At 60.8% G+C, this 16,343-nt stretch carries 16 protein-coding genes and 1 tRNA gene; 10 read left to right on the forward strand and 7 right to left on the reverse strand.

Annotated features, from left to right (window positions below; genetic code table 11):
* Positions 1–12: 12 nt before the first annotated feature.
* Complete coding sequence (locus tag ACN0TA_RS01775) at positions 13–300, reverse strand: 4a-hydroxytetrahydrobiopterin dehydratase (RefSeq protein WP_417579200.1); 288 nt, start codon at positions 298–300, stop codon at positions 13–15.
* A 230-nt stretch (positions 301–530) separates the two neighbouring features.
* On the opposite strand from ACN0TA_RS01775, the gene ACN0TA_RS01780 reads away from it, so the two are divergent.
* Positions 531–2,852, forward strand: coding sequence for a putative bifunctional diguanylate cyclase/phosphodiesterase (locus ACN0TA_RS01780; protein WP_417579202.1), 2,322 nt, complete (start codon positions 531–533; stop codon positions 2,850–2,852).
* Between the two features lie 77 nt (positions 2,853–2,929).
* Here the strand turns inward: ACN0TA_RS01780 and ACN0TA_RS01785 are convergent, their stop codons facing one another.
* From ACN0TA_RS01785 to hemC, 6 genes are all read right to left on the reverse strand, one after another.
* Complete coding sequence (locus tag ACN0TA_RS01785; protein ID WP_417579206.1) at positions 2,930–3,214, reverse strand: YrhK family protein; 285 nt, start codon at positions 3,212–3,214, stop codon at positions 2,930–2,932.
* A 75-nt stretch (positions 3,215–3,289) separates the two neighbouring features.
* Positions 3,290–3,365: transfer RNA gene (locus tag ACN0TA_RS01790), tRNA-Thr, on the reverse strand.
* A 109-nt stretch (positions 3,366–3,474) separates the two neighbouring features.
* Positions 3,475–4,857 (reverse strand): heme biosynthesis protein HemY, encoded by a 1,383-nt coding sequence (locus tag ACN0TA_RS01795; RefSeq protein ID WP_417579208.1) that lies wholly within the window; start codon positions 4,855–4,857, stop codon positions 3,475–3,477.
* A complete protein-coding gene (locus ACN0TA_RS01800; protein WP_417579210.1) occupies positions 4,854–6,197 on the reverse strand; it encodes a hypothetical protein in 1,344 nt (447 codons plus the stop codon). Before ACN0TA_RS01800 ends, ACN0TA_RS01795 begins: the two co-directional genes overlap by 4 nt.
* A 54-nt stretch (positions 6,198–6,251) precedes the next feature.
* On the reverse strand, positions 6,252–7,004 hold the full coding sequence (locus tag ACN0TA_RS01805) for a uroporphyrinogen-III synthase (protein ID WP_417579212.1): 753 nt from the start codon (positions 7,002–7,004) through the stop codon (positions 6,252–6,254).
* A complete protein-coding gene (gene hemC, locus ACN0TA_RS01810; RefSeq protein ID WP_417579214.1) occupies positions 6,988–7,935 on the reverse strand; it encodes a hydroxymethylbilane synthase in 948 nt (315 codons plus the stop codon). Before hemC ends, ACN0TA_RS01805 begins: the two co-directional genes overlap by 17 nt.
* 123 nt (positions 7,936–8,058) lie before the next feature.
* Here hemC and tsaD point away from each other — a divergent pair, with 123 nt between their 5' ends.
* The 9 genes from tsaD to ACN0TA_RS01855 all read left to right on the forward strand — a co-directional run bounded on the left by tsaD (position 8,059) and on the right by ACN0TA_RS01855 (position 16,342).
* Positions 8,059–9,120, forward strand: coding sequence for a tRNA (adenosine(37)-N6)-threonylcarbamoyltransferase complex transferase subunit TsaD (gene tsaD, locus ACN0TA_RS01815; protein ID WP_417579216.1), 1,062 nt, complete (start codon positions 8,059–8,061; stop codon positions 9,118–9,120).
* Positions 9,117–10,109 (forward strand): NAD(P)H-dependent glycerol-3-phosphate dehydrogenase, encoded by a 993-nt coding sequence (locus ACN0TA_RS01820; protein ID WP_417579218.1) that lies wholly within the window; start codon positions 9,117–9,119, stop codon positions 10,107–10,109. The genes tsaD and ACN0TA_RS01820 overlap by 4 nt, the downstream gene beginning before the upstream one ends.
* A 3-nt stretch (positions 10,110–10,112) precedes the next feature.
* On the forward strand, positions 10,113–10,409 hold the full coding sequence (locus ACN0TA_RS01825; RefSeq protein ID WP_417579220.1) for a YciI family protein: 297 nt from the start codon (positions 10,113–10,115) through the stop codon (positions 10,407–10,409).
* A 1-nt stretch (position 10,410) separates the two neighbouring features.
* The gene (locus ACN0TA_RS01830; RefSeq protein ID WP_417579222.1) at positions 10,411–10,827 is read left to right on the forward strand and encodes an EVE domain-containing protein; all 417 of its coding nucleotides are present in this window, start codon (positions 10,411–10,413) and stop codon (positions 10,825–10,827) included.
* An 80-nt stretch (positions 10,828–10,907) separates the two neighbouring features.
* Positions 10,908–11,321, forward strand: coding sequence for a DUF1761 domain-containing protein (locus tag ACN0TA_RS01835; RefSeq protein WP_417579224.1), 414 nt, complete (start codon positions 10,908–10,910; stop codon positions 11,319–11,321).
* A 380-nt stretch (positions 11,322–11,701) separates the two neighbouring features.
* Positions 11,702–13,228, forward strand: coding sequence for a glucan biosynthesis protein (locus ACN0TA_RS01840; protein ID WP_417579226.1), 1,527 nt, complete (start codon positions 11,702–11,704; stop codon positions 13,226–13,228).
* A complete protein-coding gene (locus ACN0TA_RS01845) occupies positions 13,228–13,374 on the forward strand; it encodes a hypothetical protein (RefSeq protein ID WP_417579228.1) in 147 nt (48 codons plus the stop codon). The genes ACN0TA_RS01840 and ACN0TA_RS01845 overlap by 1 nt, the downstream gene beginning before the upstream one ends.
* Positions 13,375–13,377: 3 nt before the next feature.
* On the forward strand, positions 13,378–15,168 hold the full coding sequence (gene mdoH, locus ACN0TA_RS01850) for a glucans biosynthesis glucosyltransferase MdoH (protein WP_417579230.1): 1,791 nt from the start codon (positions 13,378–13,380) through the stop codon (positions 15,166–15,168).
* Positions 15,161–16,342 carry an OpgC family protein gene (locus ACN0TA_RS01855; RefSeq protein WP_417579232.1) on the forward strand — a complete coding sequence of 394 codons (1,182 nt, stop codon included), beginning with the start codon at positions 15,161–15,163 and terminating at the stop codon, positions 16,340–16,342. The genes mdoH and ACN0TA_RS01855 overlap by 8 nt, the downstream gene beginning before the upstream one ends.
* Position 16,343 lies beyond the last annotated feature (1 nt).

The following is a 16,343-nucleotide window of genomic DNA, read 5'->3' on the forward strand; positions in this document are numbered from 1 at the left end:
AAGCGGTCCCGGCTAAAGCGCGTCGATCGCCTTGGCCAGGTCAATGTCCTTTTGGGTCACGCTGGCCTCGTCATGGGTCTTGAGCGTAATCGTTACGCGATTGTAGCTGTTTGACCAATCAGGATGATGGTTGGCCTTTTCCGCCAGAAGTGCCACTTGCGCCATAAAGCCGAAGGCGCGCGAAAAATCCTTGAACTTGAAGTGTTTTTCCAACGCTGTCTCGTCATTGAGCGTCCAGCCCTCAAGCGTTGCCAAACCGGCGTCCAGATCGAACCTGGAATCCTGATCCGTTTTCGTCATTTCGCATTTTCCCTTCTTCGTGGCAGTATCGGAACATTGTGCGGGCGTCATAGCCTTAACACGGGACAGGCTTGAACAGGCGGGCAAACCCGATCTGCCTGGCCAAGGTCCAGTGTCCGATAGCGATTTCGCGCCCGCGATCTGCCGGTGGGCACGACAGTGTTCAACCTGTTCCAATCCGCCGGGCGGCAGGGTGGTTCCAGTCAAGCCGCGTGAAAGCCGGTTAAAAAATGATGCCAAAGGGCACACGAAATCTGTCCACCCTCGATTATGTCTCGATAGTGGCCTCGCTCTACAAGGATCGACGAGCACTGCTTGTCGGTCTGGCGGCGACGATTGCCGGCGTGATGATGGCGGCACAAAAGACCGGGGCAATCGAGTTGTATGGAGTCGCGGTCGCGTTCATCGTTGCCACGGCAATGCGCTATTCCAATCTTCTTGCTTTCCAGAATGATCCACCGGCGGCTGACGATCGCGCCGCCGCCAAGATCTGGGAACGGCGGCAATTGGTCCTTGGTAGCGTTTCGGCGTCGATCTATGGGATCTGGTGTTTCATTTCATTTGTTCTGATTGATGATCCCTTTGCCGAATTGGTCGCCCTCTCGGTGACCATTGCGGCCATGATCAGTATCGTGACGCGCAGCTTCGGGATCGACAGGATCGTGCTGACCCAGTCGCTGGCCATCTCGATCCCCCTTGCGCTGGGCCTGATCCTGACGGGCGATGGCTATAACATGGCGCTCGCCGCCCTGCTCGTTCCAATGATCGTCAGTTTCAGGTTTCTTGCCAGCGACGTGCGGGCACTCTTGCTGTCGCGAATCCACGAACGCACTATGGCCGCGCAGCTGGCCAGCCGGCTTGATACCGCGCTGGAAACCATGCAGCACGGTTTGTGCATGCTTGACGAGACCGGTGTGATTGCCATGGTCAACGATCGCGCGCAGCAGACCTTTGCTGGCATTGCGGAGGGCGCATGGGTTGGCCGCGCATTTTCGGACCTGCTCGAAGAGGCCATCGCAAAGCGGGCTCTGCCCCGTCCCACGGTCGACCGTCTCAATCGCATGATCGGGCAGCAGACGGGTGGCAAGATCGTCATGAAACTCTCGGGCGATTATCACTGTGAGGTCACCATCTCCTCGCGCGGTGACCGCACGGTGCTGCTGTTTGAAAACGTGACGCCCCGGATCAGGGCCCAGGAGCGCATAAATTTCATGGCGCGCTATGACGGACTGACCGGCCTGCCCAATCGGACCTATTTCACCGAACAGGTCGAGGCCGATCTGGCGTCACGTGAGCGGATGGGGCGCGGCGAACCCGTCTTCCTGGCGATCATCGATCTCGATGATTTCAAGAACGTCAACGATACGCTGGGGCATCTGGCAGGCGATAGGGTTCTTACCGAGACCGCTGCGCGCATCCAGACCGCAATGCATCGCCAATCCCATCTTGCACGGTTGGGGGGCGATGAGTTCGTCATCTATCGGGCTCAAAATACGGTGGGCGCAACGATAGAATCAGAGACCGATGCTATCCTTGCTGCGTTGCGGCGGCCGTTTGAAGTCAATGGCGAGCGGATCGATCTGCATGCGTCGATCGGTTTCGTCTCCAGCCCCGAGCCCAAGATTGTCCTCGACGAGTTGATTATACGCGCCGACCTTGCGCTCTATAGGGCCAAAACGCTGGGTAAGGGACAGCGCAGGGCCTTTGTCGCCGAGATGGACAGCGAATTCCGCTATCGCCAGCGCCTCAAGACCGACCTTGCCTTGGCGATCGAAACGGGCCAGCTGACCTTGGTCTATCAGCCGCTTGTCGACCTTGGCACGCGTCAGGTGGCAGGATGTGAGGCTCTGGCCCGCTGGACACATCCAGAGCTCGGCCCCATTTCGCCCGAGACATTTATTGCGCTTGCGGAAGAGACAGGGCTTGTCGCATCGATAACCCGGTGGGTGCTGCAAACAGCCTGCGCCGAATGCGCAAACTGGCCCGAGCCCATCTCGATTGCCGTCAATGTTTCGGCGCGCGATCTGCGTGGAGAGGCATTGGGAAATCACGTTCATCATGCACTTGGTGCCAGTGGCTTGGCGCCAGCACGGCTGGAGATCGAAATAACCGAAACCGCGCTGATCGAGGATCGCGTGGGGGCCGCTGCCCGTCTCGATGCGCTGGCCGCCCAGGGTATCGGTATTGTACTTGACGATTTCGGAACCGGCTATTCTTCGCTGTCCTATCTGCACGAGATGGCGTTTACCAAGCTCAAGGTCGATCGCAGTTTCGTTTCCGGCATCACCACCAACGAACGCGAGTTGAAACTTCTGGCCAATGTGGCGCGGCTGGGCCAGGATCTCGATCTTGTGCTTGTCGCCGAGGGCGTGGAAACCAAAGAGCAGCTCGATGCAATAGCGCGTCACACAGAGATCGATCAGGTTCAGGGATTCCTCTTTGGCCAGCCCCTGCCGGCGTCAGAGATCCGCATCCTGATCGCAAGCTTGGTTCAATCCTCGCCGCAACCGTCCAGCGGCGCTGCGTTTCACCCCGCGCTCTTGGGTAAATAGGCGCGGGTTCTGACTTGGGCGGAAAAGTACAGACCTGACTGACATTGCAATGCCCGACGGCTGCAATGGTCCTCTTTCTAGAGCGGGTCTTGGCGGCGGGCGAGTGTTTCGATCTTGCCGAGTCTGAGATAATGGAGTTCGCGGACAAGCCTGATGGTCGGCTTTGCTGCGAAAAGAATCGATCCGACGAGAAAAAACCAGGTCGCAGCAGTCTGGCTCGACGCAGAGAAAAACAGAACGCTGCCGACGACAAAACACAGCGCTGCTCCAAAATCGACAGCCGTGTACCAGATTTCATAGAGTGCGTAGAGATGCCGGTGTGCCCCTGACCGGTCTCGGGCATTGGGATCGAACAATGTCACGATAAGCCTCCCGTGCGGTTGGTGTGTCCACGGGCAAATGTTGGCAGGCCTGATCGGTTTCGCAAGTTGGAAAAATGGTGCCGCTTGCGTGACTCGAACACGCGACCTCCGCATTACGAATGCGATGCTCTACCAACTGAGCTAAAGCGGCTTGGCCCGGAGGCCCAATTCGCGTCTTTTACTTTCGGCGCGTGAAACGCGCAAGAGCCTAGAGGGCGTTGAGGTCGGCAATAAATCAAAAAACCGGCGCCGCGGCGCGCCTATGGCTGGGTTTGGGGCGGTGTCGATGCGTCTTCAATGGCGGAACGTGTGGTGCCCGATCCGGCAGTGGAGCTGGCGGAAAGCGTTTTTGCCGGGGTTCGGGTCTGGACCGGGACTTTCCATTCAAAGGCGTCGAGCCGGCCGGTGACAGGGGAGGCCGGCGCCCACTCGTCCGAAGTCAGTCCATCGGCCGTCCAGGTCGGATCGGCAGGCGCGGTGACGGCACGCGAGAGCCATTCGCGGGCCTTGCCCTGATCGCCCGATTGGCCCTCCTCGATCTCGGCCATCAGCAGGCACATCTGCCGGGTCGGGGTCTTGCCCAAAAACGGCGCCAAACTATTGCGCGCAACGCTCCATTCGTAAGCGTCGATTGCAGCGCGGGCCAGCACGATGGCCGCCATTGGATGGCTTTCGGGCGATTCGACCAGCGTGCGAACGCGCTTGAGGCGCTCTACTGCCGAGGTGCCTGGCTTGACGTGCGCGTAGAGCGTTGCGGCATCGGGATGAAAACTTGCGCGCCAGGTCCGGCGCAACAGCGCCGAGGCACGTCGTGTGTCGCCGCGGTTGATGAGGATGCGTGCGGCGGTCAGTGTGGCCGGCACGAAATCGGGAATGGCTTTGAGCGCCCGATTGGCGTGTTCGAAACTCGTGTCGGGCTCGGTTTCTTCGATCGCCATGGCCAGTGCGGTTTCGAGCACGCCCTGACGGCGTTTCTTGGCGGCCTTCTGGCTTTTGGTGCGTGCGGGGAGCGATGCACTCATCTCGAGTGCTTCAGCCCATGCGCCCTTGGTTGCCAGATCGTTGAAAACCGCTTCAGAGGCCCAGTCGAGGCTTGGCGAAATGGCCAGTGCCTTGCGTGCAAAGGTGATGGCGGCGTTGGCGCGATCCTGTGTCCTTGCCTGCTCGAAAAGTCCCGAAAGCGCCGCGAGCGCTGTGCGATCGTTGGAAATGAGCGCCCGATAATGCTCGCGGGCCGAAGAAAGATCGCCAAGCGCCAGTTCGGCGCGTGCCTCAAGCAGTTGGGCAGCAGGGTTATCGGGCAGCTTGGCGCGCGCGTCGCGGGCCAGCATCCGGGCGCGGGAAAATTCGCCAGCCTGAAGCGCAATCATGCCGTCGGACAGTGCTTCGACGCCCGCCTTTTCCTTGCGCCGTGCATTGGCGCGCGCCAACGCTGCAGGTGCGCCGATCAGGCGCCGGACGATGGCCCAAACGATGATGGCGCCAATGATGACCCCGATCGCTATGAACAGGGCCAGCCCTAGTCCCGGGCTCATGCGCCAGGATCCAAAAGCGATTTCGACGGTGCCGGGCAGGGCGATCAGCCAGGCGGCGCCCAGTGCGACGAGCAGGCTGAGCACGAGATAGACGACAAGGCGGATCATTGCGCAGCCTCCGCTGGAGCCGTGCCCGATCGTGCAGCGTCAATCAGGCTTTCGACGGCAATCGATTGATCGAGCGCCTGAGCAAATGCGGGTGCTGCGTTTCGCATGTCGACTGGAAGGGTGCCAAACGCGGTTTTCGCAGCCGCTAGGTCACCGGCGTCGAGGGCGGCTTCGGTCCGTCCGACAAGGGCCTGTGGAGTGTCGCCGTCAGTGGCCCGAAGCGCGATAGCCGAGGCTGCCTGATCGAACAGCGTTTCCGCCCAACCTGCTTGGGCATCGCGGGGCCGGGCCGCCAGAATATCGGGGATCGCTGCGCGCAATTGGACCAAAAGCCCGCCGGCAGACGCTGCTCCGGAATTGGCAGCGGCGCGCACCTGCGGTGAGATTTCGAGGTCTGGCAGCAGCGTTTCAACTGTGGCCAGCTGGGCCGCGAAAGGCTCACCCGAAGCAATTGCGGTTTCAAGCGCTCCGAGCGCTGCGGGAATCTGGGTCGCGCGGTCGCGCTCAGCCGCGACAGCCTCGAACTGGGACTGGTTGGCAATGCGGGCATCAAGGTCATCGAGCCGGCTCAGTGCCGTTTCGAGCGTGGGCAGCGCTTGAGCAATCTCGGGCTCAATCGCCTCGATCCGGCTGGCCACATCATCTATGCGGCTTGAAAGGCCAGAAAGTGTATCGGCGACTTCGGCCACCTCATCGCCAGAGGCCCCTGCAGCAATCGCTTCGATCCGGTTCGACAGTTCGGAGAGCTGCGTGTTCAGCGCGTCAATATCGTCCTGGGCGGCCAGCCCGTCAGTCGAGACGGGGGCGATGCCGGCGATCTGGCCTTCGAGCGCGTTGATGGTGTCGGCCATTTGTTCGTTTTCGGCCGCGCGCGCGGCAATAGCGCTTTCCAGCCGCGCCGCGCGGGCGTCAAATTGGGTCAGGTCGGGCGCAGGAGCCTCCTGCTGCGGCCAAAGCCCAAAACCTGCAAGTCCATAGGCCAGCGCCAACCCCACCAAAGCGCCGGCTCCGGCGGTGGCTGCAAGCGGGGCAAACGGCAGTGGGCCCTGTTTTGTCGCAGGTTGTTTCGGCTTTGGCGCGGGACCGGTGTCCGTGTTGGGTGCGGTGGCCGATGGTTTGGGTGTATCGTCGGGCCGCTCGGTTTTTGCGCTCGTCCCTGATGTAGGCTTTGCCTCGCTTTTTGACGCTGAGCCCGATTTGAGTGGGGCCGGTTCTGGTTTCTGGCTGGCCTTTGGCGTCTGGGCGGTCGTGTCCTGTGGCGCGGGCTTGTCCTTTTCAGACTGACGCGCCGTGGCATCGATGATCGGGGGTTTGACCGGACCGGATTTCTTTTCGGTCATTTCAGCCTGCCTCTTTGCGTTTGGGTCGGGCGTATTTGTTCTCGTCATGCACCATCATGAACTGATTTGATCGCGGGCAAAAGCCAGCGCCAGCGTCATCATCGCTTCGTGCGATGGATAATCGGCGAGGCCCATGCGGAGGAAATGGGCTTCGATGAGGGGTTGGGCAACGTTTTCCGAAAGGCAAAGGCAGTACATCCTCGCTCGCAAATCGGCATAATCCGGCCCGGCGACAAGGCCTGCAAAGATTTCTGCGGTGCGGCGGGAATAAAACACGGCGCCATCGATGCGCCCGCTGGCCAGAGGCTGGACAAGCCCTTCGGGCAGCATTGTCGCAGCGTGCATTTCATAGACAACGCGCATGTCGACATCAATTCCCTCATGCGCCAAAAGCCCGGCCAGATCGCCCGATTGATGGTGCGCTGCCGGGTAAAAGATCTTGCCCATGGGGCGGTCGTCGATAATTTTTGCCGAAAGATCGCCCAATGTACCTTCGGCGGCCGATACATGATCAAATCCGGCGGCGCGGGCCTCGTTCGCCGTGTGGTCGCCCACAGCATAAACCCGCAGCCCTGCAAATTGCTCGCCGTCCGGATGCGCAGCAAGCGCGCGCACGCCATTGGCCGAAGTCAGCGCGATTGCCGTGAAGTCAGCAGCGTCGGGCAGGTCGACCCCGGTAAACCGCTCTTCGAGCATCGGCGCGATAATCGGGTCAAGCCCGAGCGCAGTCAGGCCGGCGGCGGTCCGCTCTGCATCGGCGCGTGGCCGGGTGACAAGAACGCTGCGCCGTTCAACCATAATGGCCATGCTTGAGCCGTGCGATGAAATCGGGGCCGGCTGCCAGGAGCAGTTTTTCACCGAGCCGTGTTCCAAGTTCGACACCTTGATCCGCATCCCCTGCGATCTCGTTCTCATGGACTTCGGCACCATCGGGCGACAGGATCTGTCCGAACAGAGTCAGCTTGTCGCCGTCAAGCGTGGTCAGAGCGGCGATCGGGGTTCGGCACGAGCCGTCGAGCACTTTGAGGAAAGCCCGCTCCGCCTCGACGCGCTGGCGGGTCTGGGCATCGTCAAGCACTTCGACGAGCCGGTTGGCGGCCCCATCGTCGGCGCGGGTTTCGATCACGATTGCGCCCTGGGCCGGCGCGGGCGGGAAATGGGCGACATCGAGCGTATGGGTTACCCGGTGGGCCTGGTCGAGCCGGTTCAGCCCGGCCATGGCCAGCAGCGTCGCATCGGCCACCCCATCGGCAAGTTTTTGCAGGCGCGTCTGCACATTTCCGCGAAATTCCACTGTGCGGAAGTCCGGACGAAACCGTTTCATCTGGGCGCGACGACGCAGGGAAGACGAACCGATCACGGCGCCTTCGGGCAAATGATCGGGGCTTTTGGCGATCAGCGACAAGAAGGCATCGCGCACATCCTCGCGCGGCAGATATGCGGGCAGGGCAAACATGGGGTTGATCTCGGTCGCCACGTCCTTTGCCGAATGCACTGCGATATCGATCTCGCCATTGGCCAGCGCCGTCTCGATTTCTTTTGTGAACAGCCCCTTGCCGCCAACTTCGGACAATGGGCGGTCCAAGATGATGTCGCCGCTGGTCTTGATGACCTTGATGGCGATGGCGTCAGCGGCCAGCCCGTTTATGGCGGCCAGCCGGTCGCGGACCTCCTCGGCCTGTCGTACAGCAAGGGGGGAACCGCGTGTGCCGATGGTGAAAACGGGGGTGGACGTCAAAGATTGCAATATGGCCTCGCAGGTGTCACAGATGTGCGCGTTTTCCTTAAACGCGGAGAAAGCGGGTTGCGATCCGCTTTTGCCATCAGACCACACCCTTTTGCCAGAGACCAGATCGCCGCAATGGATCGCGATATTTTCCTTTTGGGCATCGAGACCAGTTGCGACGAGACTGCAGCGGCCATCGTCCGGCGGGACGTCGATGGGCATGGCGACATCGTTTCCAACATCGTGCGCAGCCAGATCGAGGAGCACAAGGCGTTTGGCGGCGTTGTGCCCGAACTTGCGGCCCGCGCCCATGTTGTCCATCTTGATACGATCATTTCCCGTGCACTTGATGACGCGGGAATGGGGCTTGCCGATATTGATGCAATCGCAGCGACGGCCGGTCCGGGGTTGATCGGTGGGGTGCTCGTGGGTTTGACCACCGGCAAGGCGTTGGCCGCAGCGACCGGCAAACCGCTGATCGCCGTCAACCACCTGGAGGGCCACGCTCTGACCGCCCGGCTGACCGACAGGGTCGAATTTCCCTATCTGATGCTGCTGGTTTCAGGCGGGCATTCCCAGATTGTTCTGGTCAAGGGTGTTGGCGACTATGAGCGGTGGGGGTCGACCATCGACGATGCGCTCGGTGAAGCCTTCGACAAGGCTGCCAAACTTTTGGGCCTGGGGTATCCGGGCGGACCGGAGGTCGAAAAGGCTGCCCGGAACGGCGATCCCAAACGGTTTGCCCTGCCGCGTCCGCTGCTCCGCGAAAAGCGGCTGGATTTTTCGTTCTCGGGTCTCAAGACGGCCCTGCGGCTGGCGGCGGAATCGGTAGCGCCGGTTTCCAAAACCGATATTGCCGATCTTTGCGCCAGCTTTCAGGCTGCAGTGACCGATATTGTCGCGGTGCGCTCGGCCCAGGCGCTCGCGCGCTTTGCCGCTGAATATGAAGATGTTGTACCGACCTATGTGGTTGCCGGCGGCGTTGCGGCTAACGCCGCCATCGGTTCGGCGTTGCGCGAGGTCGCCCGGCAGACCGGCGCCAATCTTGTCATTCCGCCACCTGCGCTTTGCACTGACAACGGCGCGATGATTGGTTGGGCTGGTGCGGAGCGATTTGCGTTGGGCCTTGTTGATGGCTTTGACGTTGCCGCGCGTCCGCGCTGGCCGTTGGATGAGCTGGCAAGAGGTGTACTGTGAGCGCCAGGATTTTCGTTATCGGGGCTGGGGCCTGGGGCACGGCTTTGGCACAGGCGGCCCGACTTGCGGGCAATGATGTGGTCCTTGTCGGTCGCAATAGCGTCGCCATCGATGAGGTCAACACAGCGCATACGCTTAGGGCCTATCTCGGCGATATCGCGCTCGACCCATCTCTTGTGGCCCAGAGCGGGTGGTCCGGGCTTGAAGACGCCGATGCAGTACTCATGGTTGTGCCTGCCCAGGCGACCCGGGGCACGCTTGCTGCCATCGGGTCTGGAACGCTTGCTGGCAAACCGGTTATTCTGTGTGCCAAAGGGTTGGAAATGGCGAGCAATGTCCGCCAGAGCCAGATCCTTTTGGACTGTGCTCCCGATGCAGAGCCTCTGGTTCTCTCCGGGCCGAGTTTTGCCCATGACGTTGCTGCGGGGAAGCCGACAGCTGTTACCCTTGCCGGTCCGGATGCCGATCGCGCCGAAGCAATCGGCGCGTTGCTGGCTTCGGACAGTTTTCGCCCCTATGCCAGCGGCGATATTGTCGGGGTAGAAATGTGCGGGGCGCTTAAAAATGTTTATGCGCTCGGGGCCGGGGCGATTGAGGGCGCCGGGCTCGGGCTGTCGGCCCGCTCGGCCTTTCTGGCCAGAGCTTACGCTGAACTGAGCCGCCTGATCGGGGCCATGGGCGGCAGCGAAGCGACGCTGGCCGGACTTGCCGGCATAGGCGACCTTGCTCTGAGCTGCACCTCGAGCCAGTCGCGCAATTATCGTTTCGGCATGGCGCTGGGCCAGGGGGGCTCGGTCGCTGAAATCGAGGCTTCGGGCATGGGGCTGGCCGAAGGGCTGTTTACAACACCGGTTGCCAAGGCCGTCGCCGACCGCGAAGGCATCGATGCGCCGTTGATCGACGCAGTGGACCTGCTGATTTCGGGCAGGGCCCGGATCGAGGCCATTGTTCCCATGCTGATGAGACGACCACTAAAACGGGAAGTATAAGACATGACGACGATGTTTGCGGTCACCGCTATCGACAAGGAAAATCATCTGGAAACGCGCTTGCGGACCCGTCCGGCCCATCTCCAGTTCTGGGACGATAATGCAGCCGCAATGGTGCTCGCCGGGCCGTTTCTCGATGCCGATGGCAAGGCGACAGGATCGCTGATGATCGTAAAGGCCCAGGATCAGGCAGCCGCCGAAGCGCTGGTGGCCCAGGACCCCTATGCCGAGGCTGGCTTGTTCGAGAGCGTCGTTGTGCGCCCCTGGAACTGGGTCATCAACCGGCCGGAGACCATCTGACATGGCGTATTGGCTGTTCAAGTCTGAGCCCGAGACCTGGGGCTGGGACGATCAGATGAACAAGGGCGGTCCCGAAGAGTGGAACGGGGTGCGCAACTATCAGGCGCGCAACAATATGCGCGAGATGAAAGTGGGCGATCTGGGCTTTTTCTATCACTCGGTCAAGCAAAAGGCCGTTGTCGGCGTGGTCAGGGTGGCCAATGAAATTCACCCCGATTCCACTACCGATGACCCGCGCTGGGAATGCGTGGATATCGAGGCTGTCAAAGCGTTCGAACGCCCGGTAACGCTTGACGAGATCAAGACGGTGCCGGAACTTGAGAACATGGTGCTTGTCAACAATTCCCGTCTCTCGGTTCAACCGGTTGCGGAAGCCGAGTGGAAGCTGATCTGCAAGCTTGGTGGCGTCGTGCCATGATTTACGGGTGCGTCATTTTGGCGCACACTCCCCCGGGGGCTCGAATCGAGGGCTCGGCATTCTGAGAGGGGAGAGACGTTATGGATTATCTCAGCGTAAACTGGCTGGCCGTTCTTTTGGCCATGATCGCCTCGATGGCGCTTGGTGCTGCCTGGTACATGATCCTGTCCAAACAATGGGTCGCGGCCACCGGAAAGACCACACAGGAAATCATGTCAGGCTCGGGCGGCCAGGCGACCCCGTTTATCTGGGGGGCGGCGATGCAGCTTGTCATGGCCTATTTTCTCGCCCTTCTGACCCCGGCAATCATGGGTGAAGTGACAGTGAGGTCTGCGATCATTGTTGGCCTCCATATCTGGATTGGCTTCATGCTCACCTCAATGGTTCTCAATCATCGCTATCAGGGCTCGCGATGGTCGCTCACCGTCATCGACGGCGGCTATCTGCTCGGGGTTATGGTTGTGCAAGGCCTTGTGCTGGGTCTCCTCAGCTAGCGCGGACAGCCAGAAATCCTGAAGATTTGGGTCCGGCGGGCGGGGTGCGGCATTGCGTCCGGCCCGTCTGCGCCTTGGAGTCATGGAATCGCCCCAATAAGGGCAATTATCACGGTTTCGTGAAAAAGGTGTGAGCCATGCATTTTTGACAGGCACACTATGCGGGAACCGAAGGTCTCGTATGGCGTTTGGCGCTGGTATAGCCCTTTTTCGATCTTGTATTTTTAGATTTCGGGCGCGCGGCAAATGCCGAGCGTCTTTGCCGAGTTCACGAGTTCATGTATCCAGTCTCGAACAAATCCTTTTCGTCCAGCCGCCGCTTTTTACTCGGTGCGCTTCCCGCCAGCATCCTGCTCAGCACAACTGCCATTGGCAGGCTCATGGCGCAGGAAGCTGACGCGGTTCCTGCAGTCGCTGAAGCCGAAGGGCAAGCGCCCGCAGGTCAGGAATTTTCCTTCGATCTCCTGACCCAGTGGATGCGCGAGCGCAGTGCCCAGCCCTACACGGCGCCGGTCAGCGAACTGCCCGCCAACATTGCTGATCTCAATTACGATGATTACAGGCATATCCAGTTTCGGGCGCAACAGGCCCGCTGGCGGGAAGAGAACTCCCAGTTCCATGTCCACGCCTTCCATCCCGGCTGGCTTTATTCCGAGCTTGTGGACATCTTCGAGGTTCAGGACGGTGTGGCCCAGCCGATGGGATTTTCCACCGACGACTTCCAGTATTACGGTCACCTGGCCGATGTGTTTGCCGAAGGTGAAGCACTGCCCGGCGCTGTAGGGTTCAGGCTCAACAACCCGCTCAACCGGCTCGATGTTTTTGACGAGCTGATCGCTTTTGTGGGCGCCAGTTATTTCCGCGCCCTCGGACGGGGCAATTTCTACGGGCTGAGCGCCCGGGGGCTGGCCATCAATACCGGTATCGGTTCAAGCGAGGAATTTCCGCGTTTCTCACAGTTCTATCTCGAAAAGCCGCAGCCGGGGCAACGCAACGTTATCGTGCACGCGGCTCTCGACAGCCAGAGTGTGACCGGTGCCTTCCGGTTTGACATCAGGCCCGGCGAGGAGACTGTCATTGACGTGACGGCCCGGCTGTTCTTCCGCGCCGCAGTCGAACAGGTGGGCGTTGCGCCGATGACGTCGATGTTTCTTTACGCCGAGAACAATCGCTCGAACTTTGACGATTACCGGCCGCAGGTCCATGACAGCAATGGACTGCTGGTGCTGCGCGATGGCGGCGATGTGCTCTGGCGGGCGCTCAACAACCCGCCGCGCCTGGCAAGTTCCTACCTTTCGGAAAGCAATCCGCGCGGGTTCGGCCTGATCCAGCGTGATCGCGACTTTGGCGACTATCAGGACCCAGAGGCGCGTTACGAGCGGCGCCCGTCACTGATGATCGAGCCCATCGGGGATTGGGGGCCGGGCAATGTTCGGCTCGTCGAAATCCCTTCCGATCTCGAGGTCAACGACAACATAGTCGCGTTCTGGGTGCCCGAGCAGAAGGTGAGTGCGGGCGAGGAACGGGAATATCACTACCGCATGCGCTGGGGCGATATTTCCCCCGAGCCGGAAGCCGAGTTGGCTTATGTTTACGAAACACGCACCGGGCTCGGCGGCGTGTCCGGTGTCGAGAACGCGCCCGACCTGCGCAAGTTCGTTGTCGATTTCCGCGGCGGGCTGCTGGCCGGGCTGGCCGGAGACCAAGAGGATATCGAGGCCCTGTTTACAGTAACGGGCGGCGAGGTTGCCGGCAGCGTGCTGAAAAAAGTCTCCGACGACACATGGCGACTTGTTCTCGACGTCGAACTCAATGGCGCCACGACAGTTGAACTTGTTGCGCATGTGGCCGGTTTTGGCCGCAAGCTTACCGAAACTTGGTTGTATCAATGGATGCTCGAGGCTTGATGATGAGCAATTTCGATACCCTTCCCAATGCGCCCTTGCCGATGCCAAAGCAGACGCTGGAAACCGACCTGACGCTCAATCAGCGGCTGACGCGGTTCTTCAGGCTGTTCGTGCGCGATCCCTCGACGCTGCGCCGGGAGTACTAGGGCATGGACAGGGCCGATAGACGGGCCCGCATCGCCAGAAGTCTCGCGCTGCTGCTCACATTGAGCCTCGGGGCCATCGCCGTTGTGCTGTTCATGCAGTTTGCAGCCGTCGACGGTCTCCAGCCGCTTGATTTTGCGCGTCTGGCGCTGATTACAATCTCCACGCTTTGGCTTGCCTGGGGCGCCAGCCAGAGTGTCGTGGGTCTGTTTTACCGTCCCTCGGTTCACGATAACCGGGGCGGTGTTGCGCGCATTTCCAAGCGCACGGCCATTCTGGTCCCGATTTACAATGAAAATCCGGCCGAAACCTTTTCGCGCGTTTTCGCCATGGATCGGTCTCTGGGCCGCGAAAAGCTCAACGGGCTTTTCGATTTCGCAATCCTGTCCGATACCCGCGATCCTGACGTCGCCAGTGCCGAAGAAGCCTGGTTCGAGCGCCTGTTGAAAGAGAGCGACGGGAAGGGGCGAATGTTCTATCGCCGCCGCGCCGAGAACCGGGGCAAGAAGGCGGGTAATGTCGAAGACTTCATGACCCGCCACGGCGGCGCCTATGAATTCGCGCTCATTTTGGATGCCGACAGTTTGATGAGCGGCAGCGCCATTGTCGAAATGGTGCGCCGCATGGAGGCCGAGCCGCAACTGGGCCTGCTCCAGACCCTGCCGCAGATCGTCAATGCCCGCTCGATGTTCGGGCGGTCGATGCAGTTTTCGGCGGGATTCTTCTCGCTGGTCTTTGCGCGGGGCATCGCCTTGCTGTCGGGGCGCAGTGGCCCGTTCTGGGGGCACAACGCCATAGTACGCACCCGCGCGTTTGCCGCCTCGTGCGGTTTGCCGGTTCTGCGTGGGCAGCCTCCGTTTGGCGGGCATGTTCTCTCGCACGACTATGTCGAAGCCGCACTGCTGGTGCGCAATGGCTGGATCGTTCGGCTCGATACCGATATCGAAGGCTCGTTCGAGGAAGGGCCGGAAAACCTCATTGAGTTTGCAAAGCGCGACAGGCGCTGGTGTCAGGGCAATTTGCAGCACTCGCGCCTGCTCTCTGCGCCGGGGCTGACCGGGTGGAGCCGTTTTGTGTTCTTTCAGGGCATTTTGGCCTATGTGTCCTCGCCGGTCTGGGCACTGTTTGTCATTTTGAGCCTTGTGGCGCCCTATTTTGCGCCATCGCCCGATTATTTCCCGCAGCCCTATCAGCTGTTTCCAGTGTTTCCCGACGATCAGACCTCCAAAGCCATCACCTTGCTTGTCGGCATTTTCGGGTTGTTGATCCTGCCCAAGCTGCTGATCCTGGCCCAGGCCATCCTTTCGGGACGAGCTGGCGGGTTTGGCGGGGCGGCGCGTTCGGGACTGTCGGTGCTGTGCGAACTCGTCACCTCGAGCCTGCTGGCGCCGGTCTTCATGCTGTTCCAGTCACGCTCGGTCATTCAAGTGCTTACAGGCTCGGATGGCGGTTGGCCCGCTACGCGGCGCGGCGCGCAGGCGCTGGAGATGGGCGAAGCCTGGGCGGCCAGCCGCTGGATGGTGCTTATCGGCGCCGGCACACTTCTGGCGACGGGCTATTTCGTGCCTGCAATGCTTGTGTGGCTCATCCCCATAGCCGTGCCGATGCTGTTTGCGCCAATGCTCATCTGGTTCACTGCGCGGCCGTTTGCCGGCCCGGTCTATCAAACTCCCCAGGAAAGCGATCCGGCCATGATTCTCGTTGACCGGCAGGCGATCCTGGATCGCTGGACCCAAACGCAGGCTATCCCTGCGCGTGCCGAAGCCGGCCCCACGGGGGCGCTGACGCATGCTTGAAAAGTCTGAGGGCGCGGCGAGCCCGGTCCTGCCCCAGCGCGGCGCGCGCGATCCGCGCATTGATGTACTGCGCGGACTGGCGCTAGTCATGATTTTTATCAACCACGTCCCTGGAAATGCTTTCGAGCGCTTCACCAACCGCAATTGGGGTTTTTCCGATGCGGCCGAAGCTTTCGTTTTTCTCTCGGGTACCGCTGCCGGGCTTGCCTATTCTTCGGGCTTTCTTGCGCCGCCCTACTGGCCCGGTATCGCAAGGGTCTGGGCGCGGGCCCGCACGTTGTATTTCGTCCATTTGTCCACGACGTCGATGGCGATTGGCATTCTTGCCGCCGCCGCGCTTTGGTTCGGGCTTTATGACCTGCTGCGTACGATCAATCTCGCACCGGCCTGGGAAAATCCGCTCGGTGTGCTGATCGGTATTCCGATCCTTACGCACCAATTGGGTTATTTCAACATTCTGCCGCTCTATCTTGTCCTGTTGCTCGTGGCGCCGCCCATTCTGTGGCTGGCCCTGCGGCGGCCCTATGTGCTCATGGCACTGTCAGTGGCGGTCTGGGCGCTCGCGGCGCAGTTTCGCATCAATTTGCCCAATTACCCAAATCCGGGGGGATGGTTTTTCAATCCGCTGTCGTGGCAGATTCTTTTTGTGGCTGGCCTGCTGACCGGCATTTTTCTCAAGCGTGGCGAACGCTTTGTGCCCAAGCTGGGCTGGCTGATGTGGGTAGCGGGGCTCTATCTCCTGATTATCCTGTGCTGGCGGCTGATGCCGCCGCTCGCCAGTGCGGGCCGATATGGGTTGAGCCAGCTTGGGTCGTTTGGCGTGCCGTTTTATCTTGTCTCCTTCGACAAGACCTTCCTCGCCCTGTCGCGGCTGAGCCATTTTCTGGCCCTTGCCTATCTCGTTTCCTGTCTTGGCTGGGTGTACAGCGCATCGGCAAGCCGATGGGCCGAGCCATTCCGCCTGTTGGGCCAGAACGGTCTCGCGGTTTTCGCCACCGGCTCTGTGCTCTCGATCCTGGCTCAGGCAATCAAGGCCGGCATCGGCGATCATTTCACCACAGATTTTGTTCTGCTTGCCTGCGGTCTTGCCATCCAGTTCGCGCTGGCGCTGGCGCTACGCCGCACGCGTCAAGCAACCCAGGCACGCAGGCATGCCGCACCAGCCCTACGCTGAC

The sequence above is a fragment of the Pelagibacterium sp. genome (genome assembly GCF_048264985.1).
Taxonomy (GTDB): Bacteria; Pseudomonadota; Alphaproteobacteria; order Rhizobiales; family Devosiaceae; genus Pelagibacterium.

Excerpts from the sequence above, each read along its gene's own strand:
- ACN0TA_RS01775 (WP_417579200.1), bottom strand. The coding sequence starts at position 300 with ATGACGAAAACGGATCAGGATTCCAGGTTCGATCTGGACGCCGGTTTG.
- ACN0TA_RS01855 (WP_417579232.1), top strand. The coding sequence starts at position 15,161 with ATGCTTGAAAAGTCTGAGGGCGCGGCGAGCCCGGTCCTGCCCCAGCGC.
- mdoH (WP_417579230.1), top strand. The coding sequence starts at position 13,378 with ATGGACAGGGCCGATAGACGGGCCCGCATCGCCAGAAGTCTCGCGCTG.
- ACN0TA_RS01780 (WP_417579202.1), top strand. The coding sequence starts at position 531 with ATGATGCCAAAGGGCACACGAAATCTGTCCACCCTCGATTATGTCTCG.
- ACN0TA_RS01800 (WP_417579210.1), bottom strand. The coding sequence starts at position 6,197 with ATGACCGAAAAGAAATCCGGTCCGGTCAAACCCCCGATCATCGATGCC.
- ACN0TA_RS01830 (WP_417579222.1), top strand. The coding sequence starts at position 10,411 with ATGGCGTATTGGCTGTTCAAGTCTGAGCCCGAGACCTGGGGCTGGGAC.
- ACN0TA_RS01840 (WP_417579226.1), top strand. The coding sequence starts at position 11,702 with ATGGCGCAGGAAGCTGACGCGGTTCCTGCAGTCGCTGAAGCCGAAGGG.
- ACN0TA_RS01845 (WP_417579228.1), top strand. The coding sequence starts at position 13,228 with ATGATGAGCAATTTCGATACCCTTCCCAATGCGCCCTTGCCGATGCCA.
- ACN0TA_RS01805 (WP_417579212.1), bottom strand. The coding sequence starts at position 7,004 with ATGGCCATTATGGTTGAACGGCGCAGCGTTCTTGTCACCCGGCCACGC.
- ACN0TA_RS01825 (WP_417579220.1), top strand. The coding sequence starts at position 10,113 with ATGACGACGATGTTTGCGGTCACCGCTATCGACAAGGAAAATCATCTG.
- ACN0TA_RS01835 (WP_417579224.1), top strand. The coding sequence starts at position 10,908 with ATGGATTATCTCAGCGTAAACTGGCTGGCCGTTCTTTTGGCCATGATC.
- tsaD (WP_417579216.1), top strand. The coding sequence starts at position 8,059 with ATGGATCGCGATATTTTCCTTTTGGGCATCGAGACCAGTTGCGACGAG.
- ACN0TA_RS01795 (WP_417579208.1), bottom strand. The coding sequence starts at position 4,857 with ATGATCCGCCTTGTCGTCTATCTCGTGCTCAGCCTGCTCGTCGCACTG.